The sequence below is a fragment of the Bacillus cereus group sp. MYBK14-1 genome, assembly GCF_051916885.1.
GTDB lineage: Bacteria > Bacillota > Bacilli > Bacillales > Bacillaceae_G > Bacillus_A > Bacillus_A cereus.
In genome coordinates this window covers 1-13,925 of record NZ_JBQAHM010000034.1, presented here as the reverse complement: position 1 = coordinate 13,925, position 13,925 = coordinate 1, and the positions used below count along the sequence as shown (strand labels likewise).

Genomic DNA, 13,925 nt, shown 5'->3' with positions numbered 1-13,925 from the left:
TCGTTTTGTAGAAAATAGCAGGAAATTTATTTATGATATGTCATATATTCCAACCCAAATTCCAAAACAAAATAAAAATAGTTGCAGTCCCACTCGGTGCGTCAACACCGAGCAGGGATTACGAAGTAGGCAAATACTTCACAACCGAGCAAACGCTCACTACAACTATCTACGTGCTATTATACACATTTCGTATGTGTATGTATATGCATGTTTTTAGATGTATACGTATAACAGGACAAGTATGCCTTCTTTTGACATTAAGAAGACAGACTTGTCCTTTTTATTTTGTTAAATGAGGTGAGACAGTTGAACGAAACGTTGGTAAATACGGATGCTGGAAACATTGTGGTAAGCCATACGATGACACTTGGAGATGTGATTATATCGACTCTACTTGTTCTTATACTATTCGTTATGGTTTTCACTAATATCAAGGGGAGATTTTAAATGTATCAAGTTCTACTAGGGACACCAAAAGACATAGCAATCTTATATTTCTTAGCCTTTCTGGTATGTTTTCTACTCTACCCAGTCGCAATTATAAGTATGAACATTATTACAAGGGGAGCAGAAAAATGGAAATAGGAGGACTTGTTTTACAAGCGTTTAAAGTTTTTGCAGGTAATCCAGACGTTGTTTTTATCATTATAAGTTTTGCTGTTCTTTACTCTGTTGTGTTCACTTTGATAGGGATATATGAAAGAAGTAAAAAAGCAGAGGAGTAGGGGAGTTGGAATAGTTGTTAAGTAATGTTTATGATTGGGATTTTTTTTGGAACACTTTTGGAATGCTTTTTAAAATGAATTCGTCTTTCGTTATGATCGTTATCGCCATTTCGGCAGTTTGTCTTTTAATCGGTGGAGTAATAGCAGCGGTTATGCAGAAGAAGAAATAATTCATGAAACTACCAGAGTATGAAACATTTCTATCAGGGGATACCCTAGCGGATTTCTGGAATACAGTTAAGTATTTTGTGTTTTATGGCGCATCGTTAAACATGGTGTATTTCGCTTGTGGGGCTGTGGCTCTTCTGATAGTTGGAATTGTTGGCGCTATAACTAAAAGGCGAAGAATTGAAGACGAAGACGAAGATGATGATGAATATGAATACTATCATTACAAATGACATTCTCTAGCATTTTGCTAGTGAAATATAAATTAAAAAAATGGAGGTTTTCAACATGGTTGATTTTTCAAAAACAGCGGTAGGTTTTACAGGTGCGGATTTAATTGGTTCAGCAATGTCAATTGTTACACAATATAAGGAATTTATTTTAATTGGTCTTGCGGTTGTGTTTGCGCCTAAACTATTCGGTTTAGCTCGCGCGGCATTGGCGGCACGTGCAAGTAAGTAGCAAATAAAAATAGAAAAGGCGTATGTGCGCCTTTTTTTTAGATAGAAAGGTGCAACTTTTTAAATGATACGTAAAACCACATGGAACAAATTATTAATGTGTCTTGCAATGGTTTTATCTTTGTTTGTGCGAGTAGGTTCGGTATTTGCTGATGGGCCATCATTTCAGCTTTTAGGTAGTAAAGGTGTTTCGATTGAGGATAAAGGGTTCGTATATGATAGATATAAGATTGTTATAAGGGTGAATGATGCTGATAAAATAGCTAAATTCCAGTTGAGTGAATTAATGCTTGTTAGTGATTGTACGTTTAACATCGGTAAGAAAAAATGGACACGACCTGGTCAAGAAAAAAATGAGTTCGAAATTAATTGGATGGAAAATGGAACGTATGCATTTTATATTTTCCATAATGGTAAAGTTAAAGGTTATGTACGTTTTACTTTAAAGGGATTATCTGAAAATGGTATTGGCGGAGGAATTACGCAATATACGGGGGATATGGCTAAGTACTACGAATTGCCACCAGAAAATTTTGACCCTAACGATTATGCGGATTTTGACAATAAGAATGATGGTATTTGTACAAATGAAAAGTTACCTGATAAACCACATGGTTCGGGTGATATAGAAGAGCCGAAGGAGGAAGGTAAGGGAGATGGCAATAATAACAATGGTGGCGGAAATAACAACAATATTAATAAAGATTTACAAGATATAAAAGATAAATTGAATGAGATTAGCAACAAAATACCACCTGTTCCGGATTGGGACAAGGTTGCTGATACGTTTGCGGACAAGATTAGTCCAAAACTAACTAAAGATATAAAAGATATGTTAGGAGAAGCGCCAGACCCACCAAAACCACCACCGCAAATCCCAAAAACAGATAATAAGGGATTAGATGGTCGCCAACCAGAATTTAAAGAGAATCCTGATCTAGAAAAATCGAAATTTACAAAGGATGACATAAAGGACGGTGCGCCAGAAATAAAGTTCGAGGAAGATAAGTCTGGGGGGTTCGATATAAAAGACCCAATGGACAATTTGCCCGATTTACCCGATGAAATGCCAAAGCCCGGTGAAACAACGCCGAGTGAGTGGGGGAAAAATAAACCAAAAGAACCAAAACCACAAGAAAAACCAATACCAAAAGATAAAGAGAAGCCAAAAGACCCACCAAAACCAAAACCAGATGAAATAAAACCACCAAAACCGAATGAAGGGGATAGCGGTTTCCCGAAACCTAAGGACGACACAGGGAAGCCACCGAAACCAAAAGAGGATTTGGGAAAACCACCAAAGCCAAATGAAGAAAGTTCAAAACCACCAAAACCAAATATTGATTTAGACCCACCAAAACCAAATAATCCGTCTGGTTCGTTCGGGAATTACAAGCGACACCCAGAAGACCCAGATGGTTCAGGTTAAAAAAGGAGAATGAGAGATATGAAAAATTTATTAAATAATACAGAAAACAAAAGAAAAGTGATTTGTGTGCAAGGGAAAATTGGAGCGGGCAAAACACTAGTAATGTCAACGATTGCTAGTGAATTGAAAGAAGAATTAAATGGTGAGTTATTTAGTAATTATGGACTTGCAAATAGTCTGGGTGTAAATGACTTGAATTCGTTTAGAAATATAGATTCTGAGAAACCTTATATTGTTTGTTTTGATGAGTTTGATCGTGTGTTAAATAGTGATATGGAAAGAGTATGTACCTTTCTTGAAGATGTTGAGGAACAAAATATAATCATTTTGATTGCATCATTTGTTCATGGAAGATTACCGGAATCAATAAAAAAAGTTATTGATGTAAATCTGGTAGTCGAAAAAGAAAGTGATGAAAAAATAAAAGTAACTGGTGTGAACGTTAAATTTGATAAAGTGGTCGAAATTGAAGTGGGGAAGAAGTATTATGACGCTTTTAAAATTGCTAAAACATTTTTGTAGAGAGGATTGGGATTATGAAGGCAGTTTCTAAGCGGAAATTAAAGAAAGAGTATCAAGCGTTACAAGTGTTAAATAGCGAGTTTTCGGGATTCGTAGGGAATCTTGGGGAGACTCATGATTTGAGTGAAGAAGAAAAGAAGAAAATAGAGAGTATGAAGCAATATTTTGAGCATACAAACAACCTATTCATTCAATTGGAGAAATTAGTGTCTTAAAACTTCGCTGGCAGCTTTTAAACGGGGGAGGGATACATAATGTACCTGTCAACGGTAAGCGGAACGTAGTGAGCATTAAGGAGTTGACAGGGCATCTATACAAAGACCCTCTTGCAGTCCTCAAAACGCAGTACGTTTTGGGCTGGCTACCGCCGAGGGAAGCCCCTTGGATAAGGGGTTTGGGGATGGATGTTTTACAAAAGGAGTGAATCTATTGTTCTTAAAAAAATGCATATTGATGGTATCACTTGCGGTTGTGACGGTTTTATCTATTCCTAACTTTGCTAGTGCGAAAGAAATTGATTATCTTGGGAAAAAGCAATTTTTCGAGAAATCGTTTAGCCCAGAATATACTTTTAAAAAAGATAGAGAACGATCATATAATTATTTATTTGAGAAAGAAATAATCGCTGATTTGGGAGAAGAAATAAGTGTAAGTAGTTATTCTTATTCGGCTCAAGGTGGTGTTCAATTTTCTTATATAGCTTTCTACGATAGTAATTTTCGTTTTATAAAACAAGAGAAATTTGATGGTCCATCGAATTTAGTTCAAGTTTCGGGTGTTAGAGCAAGGTATGTAAGTGTTGGGAATACTGGTAGAGATAGTGTAAGAATTAGTTCGGTCTATGTATATGGTGATGATGGACTTGTTTCTGATGTATCTAATTTAAAAGCGAATCCAGAAATGAAAAAAGTGACTTTGACTTGGAAGAATCCTGAAAAAGAAGCGAACTTTAAGGGAGTTAGAATTTATCGTGATAATACGTTAATAACGGAACTCGATAATACAGTTAATTCTTTTGCTGTTGAGGGTTTGAAGGAAAATGCGAGTTATGTGTTTACAGTCAAGTCGATAGACCAGAATAAAGCGGAATCGAAGGGTGTTAGTGTAAAAGCAAATACTTTAATTTCTTTAATTGACCCTCCTAAAAATGTGTATGTAACACCTCAAAATGGGAGTTTGATAATTAATTGGGAATCTGTTAGTTCTCCAAATTTAAAGGGGTATAACGTTTATATTGACGGGAAGAAGATAACTAATGAATTGTTACCTTCTAATAAATTGATATTAAATAATCTTGAAAATGATAAGAAATATAGTGTTCAAATAAGCGCTGTTAATTTATTGGATAAAGAAGGAAATAAGAGCGAAGCTGTTAGTGAATCGCCATCAAAAAATGCAACAACGATTGAATATGATTTGAAACCTCCTTTAACAGCAATGGAGTTTCTTAAAACATCGGGAACGATTGTATTATGGTTGTCGCCGTTTATTTTAGTAGGTCTTGCGGTGATATGGTTTAAGCCATTGAAAAAGTTAATTGTACAAGCAGTCCTGGATCATAAGAAAAAGGGTGAAAAGAAATGACTTTATTGTTTGATGCAGTAATGGCAACGATTTTTATGAAAATGATGCCGTATTTAGCACCTCTTGTATTTGTACTTAGTGTATTAATGTTGGCTGATAAACTTATTGTTCTGTTTTATACGGCAACAGGTTTCCGTAAGTAATGGGTGTAATTGGCGGTGCGTTTAAAAAGCTGTTTGGGCTTTTGTGGGACTGTATAAAGTGGATTGGAGAGTTTATTTATAATCTCTTCAAACCCTTTATAGATGCGATTTTAAACGTTATACAAGTATTCTTAGATATTTTAGATGCTATTTTATATTTCTTTTATATGGTTGGTGTCGTAATCGTTAAAGTGTTTACGCTCATTTTCCAGACAGCAAAGTTATTATGGTCGTTGGTTGTCGGGTTCGGTAAAACTTTAGCGAGTTTACATTTTACTCCTGGTTCTTCTGGTCATGGATATTCGTCGATGATAGGAAAAGTATTCGGTATCGCAGAGTCGATGCAATTGAATTCTGTTGCTTATATCATGCTGTTTATCTTGTGGTTTTTCACCGCAATTTCAGCGATGAAGTTAATTTCATCTATACGAGTAGGCGGTGATTGATGTGGGGATAAAGGCGAAATTAAGGTCGTTTATTGATTCTATTTTTGACCCAATCGTTAGCTTTTTAGATTTATGTATTGAGAAGTTGCAAGGAATAAACATGGTAACAGCGCAAGGAATCAACGTAGGTAAGTATTTATCAGTCTTTGGAGATATGCCAACAGTTTGGCAAACTCTCATTACATCTATTTTGGGTTCTGTCACTCTTTTAGGGGGATTAATCATTTTTAGGTCGCTTATGAGAGTTTATTACAGTGCTAAGGAAGGTGTTAAGTGGTGGTAGAAGCATTTGTATATATGTACGTGCTTAGTTTAGGCGCTTCATTTGGTGTTATGACGGTATTTTTTATAGCGATGAAGATTTACAACAGGAAAAGAAAAACAAAGCATACAAGCGTTATAGGGTAGGTGTAAAGGGATGTTGAATTTTAGTAAGTTTAGTAGGCAAAAGTTGAAAGAGGAAGATTTCTTCCCAGAAACAAATGATGTAGCGATTGTTTTTGATAATGACAATAAGACAAGTGATATTAAACGTATTAGTGAGATTTCGGACGGGAAAATATTTGTTAATGGTGAATACATGATCCCTTTGGAAGATTGCGAAGTAACAAACAGTGTAACAGGGCGGAACTTCTTTTATAGAGCGCCTTCTAAGTCTATTCAAGAGACAAGAAGGTTGGCGGAACTAGAGAAAAGCATAGTTCTTACTAAGATTACACAATACAAACCAAAGCCAGTAGAAAGTGCAATGGATTATACGAAAATGGCGTTATTCGGGGTTATTGTGTTGTGTATTATCGTGTTTGGTGCAACGAGTTGTTCGAATAAAGCAGAACCGCAACAAGTACCGACTCAAACATATCAGCAGAGTAAATAAGGGGTGAATTTCAATGAGTAACAACGCTGAAACGTTACAAAGTGTTATTACAGACAATCTATTCCCAGAACTCCAACATATAAGCGATGTAAAGCAAGTATTGGAGGAAATGCAGGGGAATGCCCAAGAAATGCAAGAAGCACAAATACGGGGCATTATCTTGCTAAGGAAGTTGGGAGAGAATGCATATCTTCATGGTGAAGAAAATCCATATGAGCCGATCATAGAATTTATTATGAAAAGTAAAGTTCATGTTGCTGACCCAGATTACTTTATTAAGACAATCGAAGCATTAATACCAAAGCCACCAAAACCAATTGTGATGGCGGAAAAGGTAGGTAAGAAGTAAATGCATCATATGTTTATACAAGGTCCTTTAGGGGCAGGGAAGACGTTTATTATGTCAGTTCTAGCGCATTATTGGAAACAGAAGGCGGCGGAAAAGGGGGCGAATATAAAACTTTTCTCTAATTACGGTTTGAAAGATTCGTACCCAATGACTAACTATACGGATTGGTACGAGGTAGCTGAAGCACAAGGAAGTATTTGCACATGGGACGAGTGTCAAATGGCTTTTAGTAACCGGAAATGGGCACAGCATGGCTCTATCATTGCGACAGAAGTCATGATGTTCACAAGAAAGATGAAGAGTATACAAATGTATTGCTCGCCATCTATTCAAAACGTGGATAGTCGTATTAGACAGATCGTAGAAGTGCTAGTTGATGTTCGTAAAATCGGTAAGAAAGGTTTTTCATTACGTTTTACAGATTATCAAACGGGGGAATTTTTGAATAAGACATTTCTTCCAATGAGTACGGCTAAGAAATATTTTGCTCAAAATTTATATGACACTTATGCAATGGTTCAATCTTTCCCGTTACCACCGAATGAAAGAGAATCTAAGGCATTCTTTGAAACATTAGAAGAGATACATGACAGATCAAGAAAGAAGAAAGTTCGTTTAGATAAGAAGGGAGCATAAAAATGATTGCCGAGTATTCAGTTTTACCAAATACATTTAAAGATAAAGACCCAAGAAACCTTTTATATTTCACGCCAAGCCTTCCAGTGGTGCGTTTTGCGAAGTTGTACCAGGAATTTGCGCACTATAAACAGTTACAGCTTGCTGAATCAATGGCGAGGAAATTTGATTGTATCTTAGTTCCTTTGGATTGCATGAATTGGCGTAGAGCCAAACAATTCGGACACGATAAAAAGGTAAAAGTTGGACGTAATTCATATTTCATGATGCATCCAAATGAATTAACTAGAAATGAAAAAAGAAAACTCGAAGAATACATTCAAGAATTAAATTATAGTTCGTAAGTAAAACAGAAAATGTAATGGCAGCCGTGTAAAAATCTTATGATCCTAAAATTAAAATCCGAACAATAAGGGGTAGGTAATATGTATGAATTATCGTTGTTTGTAGGTGGGATTCTGTTAGGTGCGTTTGTTGTAAGTATGTTTTTTATAGACCAATCTGAAAAGGAGGGATTAGCTTGAAAGAGATAATTAAGTCAGACGCCTTTGAAACGACTGTATTGTATTTTTCGTTTACCGCAGTACTTTGGTTCATTGTTTATATTTTCGTCCAATACAGCGGATAAGGGGGCTTTAAAATGATATTTGCATGTTTGGGAGTTGGGTTGGTTTTGTTATTTGAAGTCTATGACTTAATGAATCTAGTTTGGAAGAAGGTGAAGAAATGATAACGACAAAGGGATATATTGTTATGTTAATTGCTCTTATGTGTTTGTGGGCTTGTGATTGTGTTTATAACGCAATAAAGGGTGCTAGAAAGGGAGAGAGATAATGTTAAATGCAATTGATTTCGAAAATGGATTGAAAGAAAGTGGAATGGATTATGTAGGATTTCAAGAAAAGGTATTTCACTTAAACACTTTAATATTACGTGCTTATTCGAGAATTAGTGATTCTAAAAATCAACAAGATTTAGAGGAAAGATTAAATAAAATTAAAGAGTTGGAAAAAGAAAGATTGGAATTTTTAAAGAAATTTAAATTTGTTTAAAAAAGTATACTTTATGATACGAAAAAGCAACCCTATGAAAGTAGGGGTTTTTTGGTATCATAAAGTATATTTCTATATTTAGAAACGTATATAAAAAGATGTTGACTTTTTGAGACGGTGATTATAGAATAAACGTATCAAAAAGATGTTAGGAGTTATGAGACATGAAAACGTTTGGTTATATTCGAGTGTCTTCGAAAGACCAAAAAGAAGATAGACAGATTAAGAAAATGCTAGACAGAGGAATTAATGAACGAGATTTGTTCGTTGATAAAGTTAGTGGTAAGAATTTTGAGCGTCCTAGCTATCGACTATTGAAGCAAATGGTAAGAGAAGGGGATACGGTTGTATTTGATTCTATTACTCGTATGGGGCGAAATATGAACGATACAATGAAGGAATATGAGTGGTTCGTTGAAAATGGAATTAATCTATGTTTTATAGAAGAACCAATGATTAATACGAATAATGATTCTGATGATGTTATGAAACGAGCAATCCAGAAGATTATTCTTACAATGTTAACGGCATTTGCTGAAAAAGAGCGTAAGGAAATTAAAACTAGACAAGCTGAAGGCATTGCAGTTGCTAAGGAAAAAGGTGTGAAGTTTGGTAGACCATCTTTAAAAATACCTAGCGATTGGGAAAAGTATTATAAGCCTTGGAAATCTGGTGAGATTACCGCAGTTGAATTTATGGAACATGTAGGTATGTCTAAGGCCACATTTTATAGAAAGCTAAAAGAATATGAAAAAGGCAAAAAAGAAAAAGTTTGCTAGTCTCTTTTTTGAGTTGTTGGCGAAATTTAGGGAGGCTTGCAGTAGCCTGTTAAAAGGAAAAGGGAATCGTAGGGAAATCCTTTAAGAAGCTTAGTGACTTCGCTATGAATTTTAAAAAAGCGAGGATTCTAAAAGACATTTATAATTAGAATATGGATTTTAGAAGTGGGGTCTGGGGAGGATTCCCAGAAATAATTTGAGCATCGCTCAAATAGTTTTTTCTTATCTTGATACGTATTGTGAACAATTCAACGCAGTTAATTGGTCGCAATACCTTGTGTCTCTAAGGTTGAACCCTATTTTTTAGGGTGGAAACTTTTTAATTTTTTTAGAGAGGATAACGATCATGAATAAGTTCGATAATTTAACAGTTTTATCGGACGTTCGAAAATCTGACGGTAAAGAAATACCATGGCAGGAAAAGAAGGAACGTTCTATAAAAATGGCGGAAGCTTTTCAAGAAGCAGGATTAGAGAAAAAGGCTACACGGATGTGTACATGTGGTAATGTTTTAGTTTTTAACAAATTAGATCAAGGAATTAAATTAGCATATGCACAATTTTGTCAGGTTAGGCTTTGTCCTATGTGTACGTGGCGTAGGTCATTAAAAATAGCAACACAAAATAAACAGATTGTAGAGGTTGCAAATGAACGTCATCGGTTACGGTGGATATTTCTAACTTTAACTATTAAGAATGTTCAAGGACATGAATTGAAAGATACTATTAAACATTTAATGAAATCATGGAATAGGTTTATGGGGTATAAACGAATAGAAGAAGCCAATTTAGGTTGGTTTAGAGGTTTAGAGATAACGAGAGATAAAGAAAAGTATCTTAGTAAAAAGCGTTATAAAAATAATCCAAGATATTATGATTCAATTGGAGTTAAAGCAGGGGATAGAAATCCAAATTATAATACATATCACCCACATTTTCATGTTTTAATTGCTGTTAGTCCTTCGTATTTTAAGAAGAATTACATAAAACAAGCAGAATGGACGAGCCTTTGGAAACGTGCTATTCAAGTCGATTATAATCCGATTGTTGATGTTAGACCTGTAAAGGCTAAAAAGAAAAAGAAAAGTATTTTTGATTCAATTTATGAGATAGAAAATGCAATTGAAGAACAAAACGCAGTTTTTGAGGTTTCGAAATATCCTGTTAAAGATACTGATATTGTTAATTTGGATGATATTGAAGAATCAGCGAAGGTTGTAAAAGTAGTTGATGATGCTTTGCAATATACAAGATTGATTGCTTATGGTGGATTGTTAAAAGACATAAAAAAAGAATTAGGCTTATCCGATGCGGAAGCAGAGGACACAGACCTAATTCAGATAGATGAAAGCCAAAAAGATGAAATTGCAGAAGAAATTCAACAAGTAACAGCTTATTGGCATTTCGGACTAAAGAATTATGTCCTTCAATCCTAAATAAAAATATAAACCAAACCAAATACCAAACCATATATATTCCTTTTGAGTGTTACCAGCACTTAAAAGGATTTTTTTTATTGACTATAGTTTATTTTAATATTTTTTGATACGCATGTCATTAGTAAAATCAGGTTGTTGTTAAAAACTAATTAGAGACTACTTAATGTTTTTTAAAAAGGTGTATAATTAATTGCATTTAAATTCTTTTAATATAAATATATTGATATTTAGAGGATATATAATTTTAATAATAATTGAGAGGGATTTTAAATAGGTGATCAAATGAAATTATCGTTAGTAATGATTGTGAAAAATGAAGAAAATAATATTGAAAAATGTATTAATAATGTTAAAGAGTACGTTGATGAAATTATAGTAGCGGATACAGGTTCAACGGATAATACAAAAAGTATTTTGGAAAAACTTTCTGTTTGTGTAGTTGATATTGAGTGGAATGATAACTTTTCAGAAGCGAGAAATAAAGCAATTGAATATTCTACAGGTGACTGGATTATTATGTTAGATGCGGATGAAACAATAACATATTTTGATAAAGAAATTATTCAGGAATTTATGGAAACAGAACGAATAGGAGCTATTAAATCTACAGCTAAATTTGAATATCAAGGAAGCGAAAAAGAATCTTATATTTATACTTCTAGGTTATTCCCAAGGCATGTACGTTTTTCTGGTATCGTCCACGAGCAATTAGACAGTGATTTGGAGCATTATAAAGTACCGATTCATATAGATCATGCTGGGTATTATAAAACGGATAAAACAAGTAGGAATCTCCCTCTTTTATTAAAAGTTCTCGAGAAACAAGAAAGTGAACCATATTATAATTTTCAAATTGCCAGAGAGTATAGAAATATAGGAGATTTAGAAAAAAGGTTATATCATCTTTCTGTATTTTTTAAAAACATGGATGATGGGGCGTATACAAAAGGGGGCGTAGTTGATTACTTATATGCTTTATTAGAAGCAAAGCAGTATGACACAATGTTAAATGTAATCGATGAGACGGATTATATGATGAGTGAATACCCTGATTTTTATTTTGTAAGAGGTTTGCTGTATATGGAGTATGTACAACAAGATCCAGAAAACCGTTTTGATTTGATTCATGAAATTGAAAGCAGTTATCAAAAATGTCTTTCTATCGGTGATAATCATTCTAACGGTGGAGTAATTGGAACAGGTTCATTTATGGCTTCTTTCAATTTAGGGTTATATTACGAGCTTATGGACGGGATTATACCAGATGGGAAAGAAAAAGCTCGTCATTATTACGAACAGTCTCAAAAGTATGGTCATACTTCAGCAACAGAAAGATTAAATCAGTTGTAAGTAAAGGAATCATGTAGCTAATAAAAAAATCCCTTTGAATGTTACAGGCATTTAAAAGGATTTTTTTATTTTAAGAGTTGTTTGGTGGTTGTCAAAAACTACCTTAGTTGTTGTTTGGTGGTTGTTTTCGTGTTATAATATATTATATAATAAAGATTTAATGATATATAAGGAGCGTTGAATATATGGATTATGAGAAAATATTTGAGCGTATTCAATCGGGTGAGAGAGTGAAAGACATTGCTAATGATTTAGGTGTTAGTGATAGTAAGGTCAGTAGAGGGCTTAAGAAATCAGGGTTTGAGTATGTTTCGAATAAGTGGAGAAGGAAAGAAGAACAACCTTTGGACAACCAAACAACAATTAAGGGACAAGTTAACAACAATCATACGACTAGTAAACAACGAGTTAACAACAATTCAACAACGAGTAAACAATTTTCAAATGAAGAAGTAGTAATTTTGAAGAAAATGATTGCTGATTTTGAAAAGGTTGGTTTGCAGGTTGATGGAAATTTATATGATCGTGTTAGAGAAAGAGAAACAGGAAAAGAAAGAAATAATATCTTTTTAAATACTGATGTTCAACTTAAATTAGATGATTTCTTGAAAGGTAAGAAATTAGAAAGAAATAAATCATTAATTTTAGAACTTGCTGTAGAAGATTTCATAAAAAAATATAGTGAATAAGGATTTGAAATTTGATGGATGGATTTTCATTTTTTCGTGTTATTGAATATTCTAAAGAAATTTTTAGTTCATTACCTTTACCATTAACTATTTTTTTGATTATTGGTAATGTGTTGTTTGTTTTTCGATTGATTATTGATTATTTCTTAGAAAGAGATGCTAGTAAAAGGTATTGGGAAAGATATTATGCTGAGCAAAATGAATCTGAAGAAAAAATTTCTTTAAAAAAATAGCAATTATGATTTATTCGTTTGCTATACTGGTGAAAAATAAAAAAAGAAAAAAGAAATGGAGATTGATAATAAAAGGGATAGAGGATATTGACATTATGCCACGACCAAGAAAACCACTAGAAGACAAAATCGATACTATATTTGTTAAAGTCCCCAAAAAAGTTATATGGGCATTCGAAGAGTTAGGAAACAAAAATGAAATAGCAAGTAAAATCATCATGGACTACTACAACGAGAATTTAGCTAAAAAAGATTAGTAATTTCCTTTCTTTTTTTTACAATTTATGCGAACATGTTTATGTGTGCGCGAATATACGTTCGTATAAATTTCGAGAACAAAAATTACAGGAGGAATCAATTTGGCATATCTAATAAGTAAAACAGCGGGAGGAAAAAGGTATTTTTATCTTGCTCAATATAGCAGTAAGGAAAAATATACAACGTGTAAATATAAGCTTTTATATAATTTTGGGAATGAAAGAATTGCACTAGAAAGATTATCTCTGTGGGCATTAGATAGGACTTTTATTCCAAATGAGTTAATAGAATTAGGTATTTCACTTGAAGACGTGAAAAAGTTTAAAGAAAAGGTTGTCGGATTAGTTAAAAGGGTTTCTTAATGCAATTATTATCTATTTATCTTTATGTTTAATTTATAAAATATTTGTTGGTTGGAACGAAAGTTTCAACCATTTTTTTGTGTTCAATCTGGTATGTGAAATTATTAAAAATGGTGGAACTTTTTAATGATATAAAATATCTATGGAATGAATATGCGAGCCGAATTTTTTCGGGTTCAGTGAGTCATGGGGGTACGGGGAGGAGCGTTGTAATTCTATGATCCAAGGAAAAAAAGAAAACGGAAAACAAGAATTTTAAAAATCGAGAAAATCGTTTTTTAAAAAATAAGAGCAAATAATTTTCAGTCATTCGTTTTGTAGAAAATAGCAGGAAATTTATTTATGATATGTCATATATTCCAACCCAAATTCCAAAACAAAATAAAAATAGTTGCAGTCCCACTCGGTGCGTCAACACCGA

24 protein-coding genes are annotated in these 13,925 nt (G+C 33.6%); all 24 read left to right on the top strand.

The window, feature by feature from the left end; genetic code table 11:
• Positions 1–309 precede the first annotated feature (309 nt).
• Positions 310–450 carry a hypothetical protein gene (locus ACTFR3_RS30040; protein ID WP_154213773.1) on the top strand — a complete coding sequence of 47 codons (141 nt, stop codon included), beginning with the start codon at positions 310–312 and terminating at the stop codon, positions 448–450.
• A gap of 128 nt (positions 451–578) precedes the next feature.
• Positions 579–728 (top strand): hypothetical protein, encoded by a 150-nt coding sequence (locus tag ACTFR3_RS30035; RefSeq protein ID WP_176330822.1) that lies wholly within the window; start codon positions 579–581, stop codon positions 726–728.
• Between the two features lie 14 nt (positions 729–742).
• Positions 743–898, top strand: a complete 156-nt coding sequence (locus ACTFR3_RS30030) for a hypothetical protein (protein ID WP_042888004.1) — start codon at positions 743–745, stop codon at positions 896–898.
• A 3-nt stretch (positions 899–901) separates the two neighbouring features.
• Positions 902–1,129 carry a hypothetical protein gene (locus tag ACTFR3_RS30025; protein ID WP_329376310.1) on the top strand — a complete coding sequence of 76 codons (228 nt, stop codon included), beginning with the start codon at positions 902–904 and terminating at the stop codon, positions 1,127–1,129.
• A 55-nt stretch (positions 1,130–1,184) separates the two neighbouring features.
• Positions 1,185–1,358, top strand: a complete 174-nt coding sequence (locus tag ACTFR3_RS30020) for a hypothetical protein (protein ID WP_329376308.1) — start codon at positions 1,185–1,187, stop codon at positions 1,356–1,358.
• Between the two features lie 63 nt (positions 1,359–1,421).
• Positions 1,422–2,786 (top strand): hypothetical protein, encoded by a 1,365-nt coding sequence (locus tag ACTFR3_RS30015; protein WP_329376306.1) that lies wholly within the window; start codon positions 1,422–1,424, stop codon positions 2,784–2,786.
• 18 nt (positions 2,787–2,804) lie between these two features.
• On the top strand, positions 2,805–3,308 hold the full coding sequence (locus ACTFR3_RS30010) for an AAA family ATPase (RefSeq protein WP_329376304.1): 504 nt from the start codon (positions 2,805–2,807) through the stop codon (positions 3,306–3,308).
• A gap of 14 nt (positions 3,309–3,322) precedes the next feature.
• Positions 3,323–3,523, top strand: a complete 201-nt coding sequence (locus ACTFR3_RS30005; protein WP_329376302.1) for a hypothetical protein — start codon at positions 3,323–3,325, stop codon at positions 3,521–3,523.
• 214 nt (positions 3,524–3,737) lie between these two features.
• Positions 3,738–4,892, top strand: a complete 1,155-nt coding sequence (locus ACTFR3_RS30000; protein ID WP_440039041.1) for a fibronectin type III domain-containing protein — start codon at positions 3,738–3,740, stop codon at positions 4,890–4,892.
• Complete coding sequence (locus tag ACTFR3_RS29995) at positions 4,889–5,035, top strand: hypothetical protein (protein WP_329376298.1); 147 nt, start codon at positions 4,889–4,891, stop codon at positions 5,033–5,035. The genes ACTFR3_RS30000 and ACTFR3_RS29995 overlap by 4 nt, the downstream gene beginning before the upstream one ends.
• The gene (locus tag ACTFR3_RS29990; protein ID WP_329376296.1) at positions 5,035–5,481 is read left to right on the top strand and encodes a hypothetical protein; all 447 of its coding nucleotides are present in this window, start codon (positions 5,035–5,037) and stop codon (positions 5,479–5,481) included. The genes ACTFR3_RS29995 and ACTFR3_RS29990 overlap by 1 nt, the downstream gene beginning before the upstream one ends.
• A 1-nt stretch (position 5,482) precedes the next feature.
• Positions 5,483–5,764, top strand: a complete 282-nt coding sequence (locus ACTFR3_RS29985) for a hypothetical protein (RefSeq protein WP_017762637.1) — start codon at positions 5,483–5,485, stop codon at positions 5,762–5,764.
• A 135-nt stretch (positions 5,765–5,899) separates the two neighbouring features.
• A complete protein-coding gene (locus tag ACTFR3_RS29980) occupies positions 5,900–6,358 on the top strand; it encodes a hypothetical protein (protein ID WP_017762635.1) in 459 nt (152 codons plus the stop codon).
• 13 nt (positions 6,359–6,371) lie between these two features.
• The gene (locus ACTFR3_RS29975) at positions 6,372–6,707 is read left to right on the top strand and encodes a hypothetical protein (protein WP_329376293.1); all 336 of its coding nucleotides are present in this window, start codon (positions 6,372–6,374) and stop codon (positions 6,705–6,707) included.
• Positions 6,708–7,343 (top strand): zonular occludens toxin domain-containing protein, encoded by a 636-nt coding sequence (locus ACTFR3_RS29970; protein WP_329376291.1) that lies wholly within the window; start codon positions 6,708–6,710, stop codon positions 7,341–7,343. It begins immediately after the preceding gene.
• Positions 7,344–7,345: 2 nt separating this feature from the next.
• The gene (locus ACTFR3_RS29965) at positions 7,346–7,687 is read left to right on the top strand and encodes a hypothetical protein (RefSeq protein ID WP_017762632.1); all 342 of its coding nucleotides are present in this window, start codon (positions 7,346–7,348) and stop codon (positions 7,685–7,687) included.
• Positions 7,688–8,176: 489 nt separating this feature from the next.
• Positions 8,177–8,395, top strand: a complete 219-nt coding sequence (locus tag ACTFR3_RS29960; protein WP_329376287.1) for a hypothetical protein — start codon at positions 8,177–8,179, stop codon at positions 8,393–8,395.
• Positions 8,396–8,559: 164 nt separating this feature from the next.
• Complete coding sequence (locus ACTFR3_RS29955; RefSeq protein WP_329376285.1) at positions 8,560–9,174, top strand: recombinase family protein; 615 nt, start codon at positions 8,560–8,562, stop codon at positions 9,172–9,174.
• A gap of 346 nt (positions 9,175–9,520) precedes the next feature.
• Complete coding sequence (locus tag ACTFR3_RS29950) at positions 9,521–10,609, top strand: protein rep (RefSeq protein ID WP_329376327.1); 1,089 nt, start codon at positions 9,521–9,523, stop codon at positions 10,607–10,609.
• Between the two features lie 285 nt (positions 10,610–10,894).
• Positions 10,895–11,962: a glycosyltransferase family 2 protein gene (locus ACTFR3_RS29945; RefSeq protein WP_329376325.1), complete on the top strand. Its 1,068-nt coding sequence runs from the start codon at positions 10,895–10,897 to the stop codon at positions 11,960–11,962.
• Between the two features lie 185 nt (positions 11,963–12,147).
• A complete protein-coding gene (locus ACTFR3_RS29940) occupies positions 12,148–12,651 on the top strand; it encodes a hypothetical protein (protein WP_329376323.1) in 504 nt (167 codons plus the stop codon).
• Between the two features lie 14 nt (positions 12,652–12,665).
• Positions 12,666–12,884 carry a hypothetical protein gene (locus ACTFR3_RS29935; protein ID WP_000348623.1) on the top strand — a complete coding sequence of 73 codons (219 nt, stop codon included), beginning with the start codon at positions 12,666–12,668 and terminating at the stop codon, positions 12,882–12,884.
• A 95-nt stretch (positions 12,885–12,979) separates the two neighbouring features.
• A complete protein-coding gene (locus ACTFR3_RS29930; protein ID WP_175574676.1) occupies positions 12,980–13,141 on the top strand; it encodes a hypothetical protein in 162 nt (53 codons plus the stop codon).
• A gap of 102 nt (positions 13,142–13,243) precedes the next feature.
• On the top strand, positions 13,244–13,504 hold the full coding sequence (locus tag ACTFR3_RS29925; protein WP_329376318.1) for a hypothetical protein: 261 nt from the start codon (positions 13,244–13,246) through the stop codon (positions 13,502–13,504).
• Positions 13,505–13,925 lie beyond the last annotated feature (421 nt).

What these genes read in the sequence shown, in the direction of transcription:
- ACTFR3_RS30035 (WP_176330822.1), top strand. Translation starts at nt 579, where the DNA reads ATGGAAATAGGAGGACTTGTTTTACAAGCGTTTAAAGTTTTTGCAGGT.
- ACTFR3_RS30025 (WP_329376310.1), top strand. Translation starts at nt 902, where the DNA reads ATGAAACTACCAGAGTATGAAACATTTCTATCAGGGGATACCCTAGCG.
- ACTFR3_RS30015 (WP_329376306.1), top strand. Translation starts at nt 1,422, where the DNA reads ATGATACGTAAAACCACATGGAACAAATTATTAATGTGTCTTGCAATG.
- ACTFR3_RS29945 (WP_329376325.1), top strand. Translation starts at nt 10,895, where the DNA reads ATGAAATTATCGTTAGTAATGATTGTGAAAAATGAAGAAAATAATATT.
- ACTFR3_RS29980 (WP_017762635.1), top strand. Translation starts at nt 5,900, where the DNA reads ATGTTGAATTTTAGTAAGTTTAGTAGGCAAAAGTTGAAAGAGGAAGAT.
- ACTFR3_RS30020 (WP_329376308.1), top strand. Translation starts at nt 1,185, where the DNA reads ATGGTTGATTTTTCAAAAACAGCGGTAGGTTTTACAGGTGCGGATTTA.
- ACTFR3_RS29970 (WP_329376291.1), top strand. Translation starts at nt 6,708, where the DNA reads ATGCATCATATGTTTATACAAGGTCCTTTAGGGGCAGGGAAGACGTTT.
- ACTFR3_RS29940 (WP_329376323.1), top strand. Translation starts at nt 12,148, where the DNA reads ATGGATTATGAGAAAATATTTGAGCGTATTCAATCGGGTGAGAGAGTG.
- ACTFR3_RS29955 (WP_329376285.1), top strand. Translation starts at nt 8,560, where the DNA reads ATGAAAACGTTTGGTTATATTCGAGTGTCTTCGAAAGACCAAAAAGAA.
- ACTFR3_RS30005 (WP_329376302.1), top strand. Translation starts at nt 3,323, where the DNA reads ATGAAGGCAGTTTCTAAGCGGAAATTAAAGAAAGAGTATCAAGCGTTA.
- ACTFR3_RS29950 (WP_329376327.1), top strand. Translation starts at nt 9,521, where the DNA reads ATGAATAAGTTCGATAATTTAACAGTTTTATCGGACGTTCGAAAATCT.
- ACTFR3_RS30010 (WP_329376304.1), top strand. Translation starts at nt 2,805, where the DNA reads ATGAAAAATTTATTAAATAATACAGAAAACAAAAGAAAAGTGATTTGT.
- ACTFR3_RS29990 (WP_329376296.1), top strand. Translation starts at nt 5,035, where the DNA reads ATGGGTGTAATTGGCGGTGCGTTTAAAAAGCTGTTTGGGCTTTTGTGG.
- ACTFR3_RS29975 (WP_329376293.1), top strand. Translation starts at nt 6,372, where the DNA reads ATGAGTAACAACGCTGAAACGTTACAAAGTGTTATTACAGACAATCTA.
- ACTFR3_RS29965 (WP_017762632.1), top strand. Translation starts at nt 7,346, where the DNA reads ATGATTGCCGAGTATTCAGTTTTACCAAATACATTTAAAGATAAAGAC.
- ACTFR3_RS29935 (WP_000348623.1), top strand. Translation starts at nt 12,666, where the DNA reads ATGGATGGATTTTCATTTTTTCGTGTTATTGAATATTCTAAAGAAATT.
- ACTFR3_RS29930 (WP_175574676.1), top strand. Translation starts at nt 12,980, where the DNA reads ATGCCACGACCAAGAAAACCACTAGAAGACAAAATCGATACTATATTT.
- ACTFR3_RS29995 (WP_329376298.1), top strand. Translation starts at nt 4,889, where the DNA reads ATGACTTTATTGTTTGATGCAGTAATGGCAACGATTTTTATGAAAATG.
- ACTFR3_RS29960 (WP_329376287.1), top strand. Translation starts at nt 8,177, where the DNA reads ATGTTAAATGCAATTGATTTCGAAAATGGATTGAAAGAAAGTGGAATG.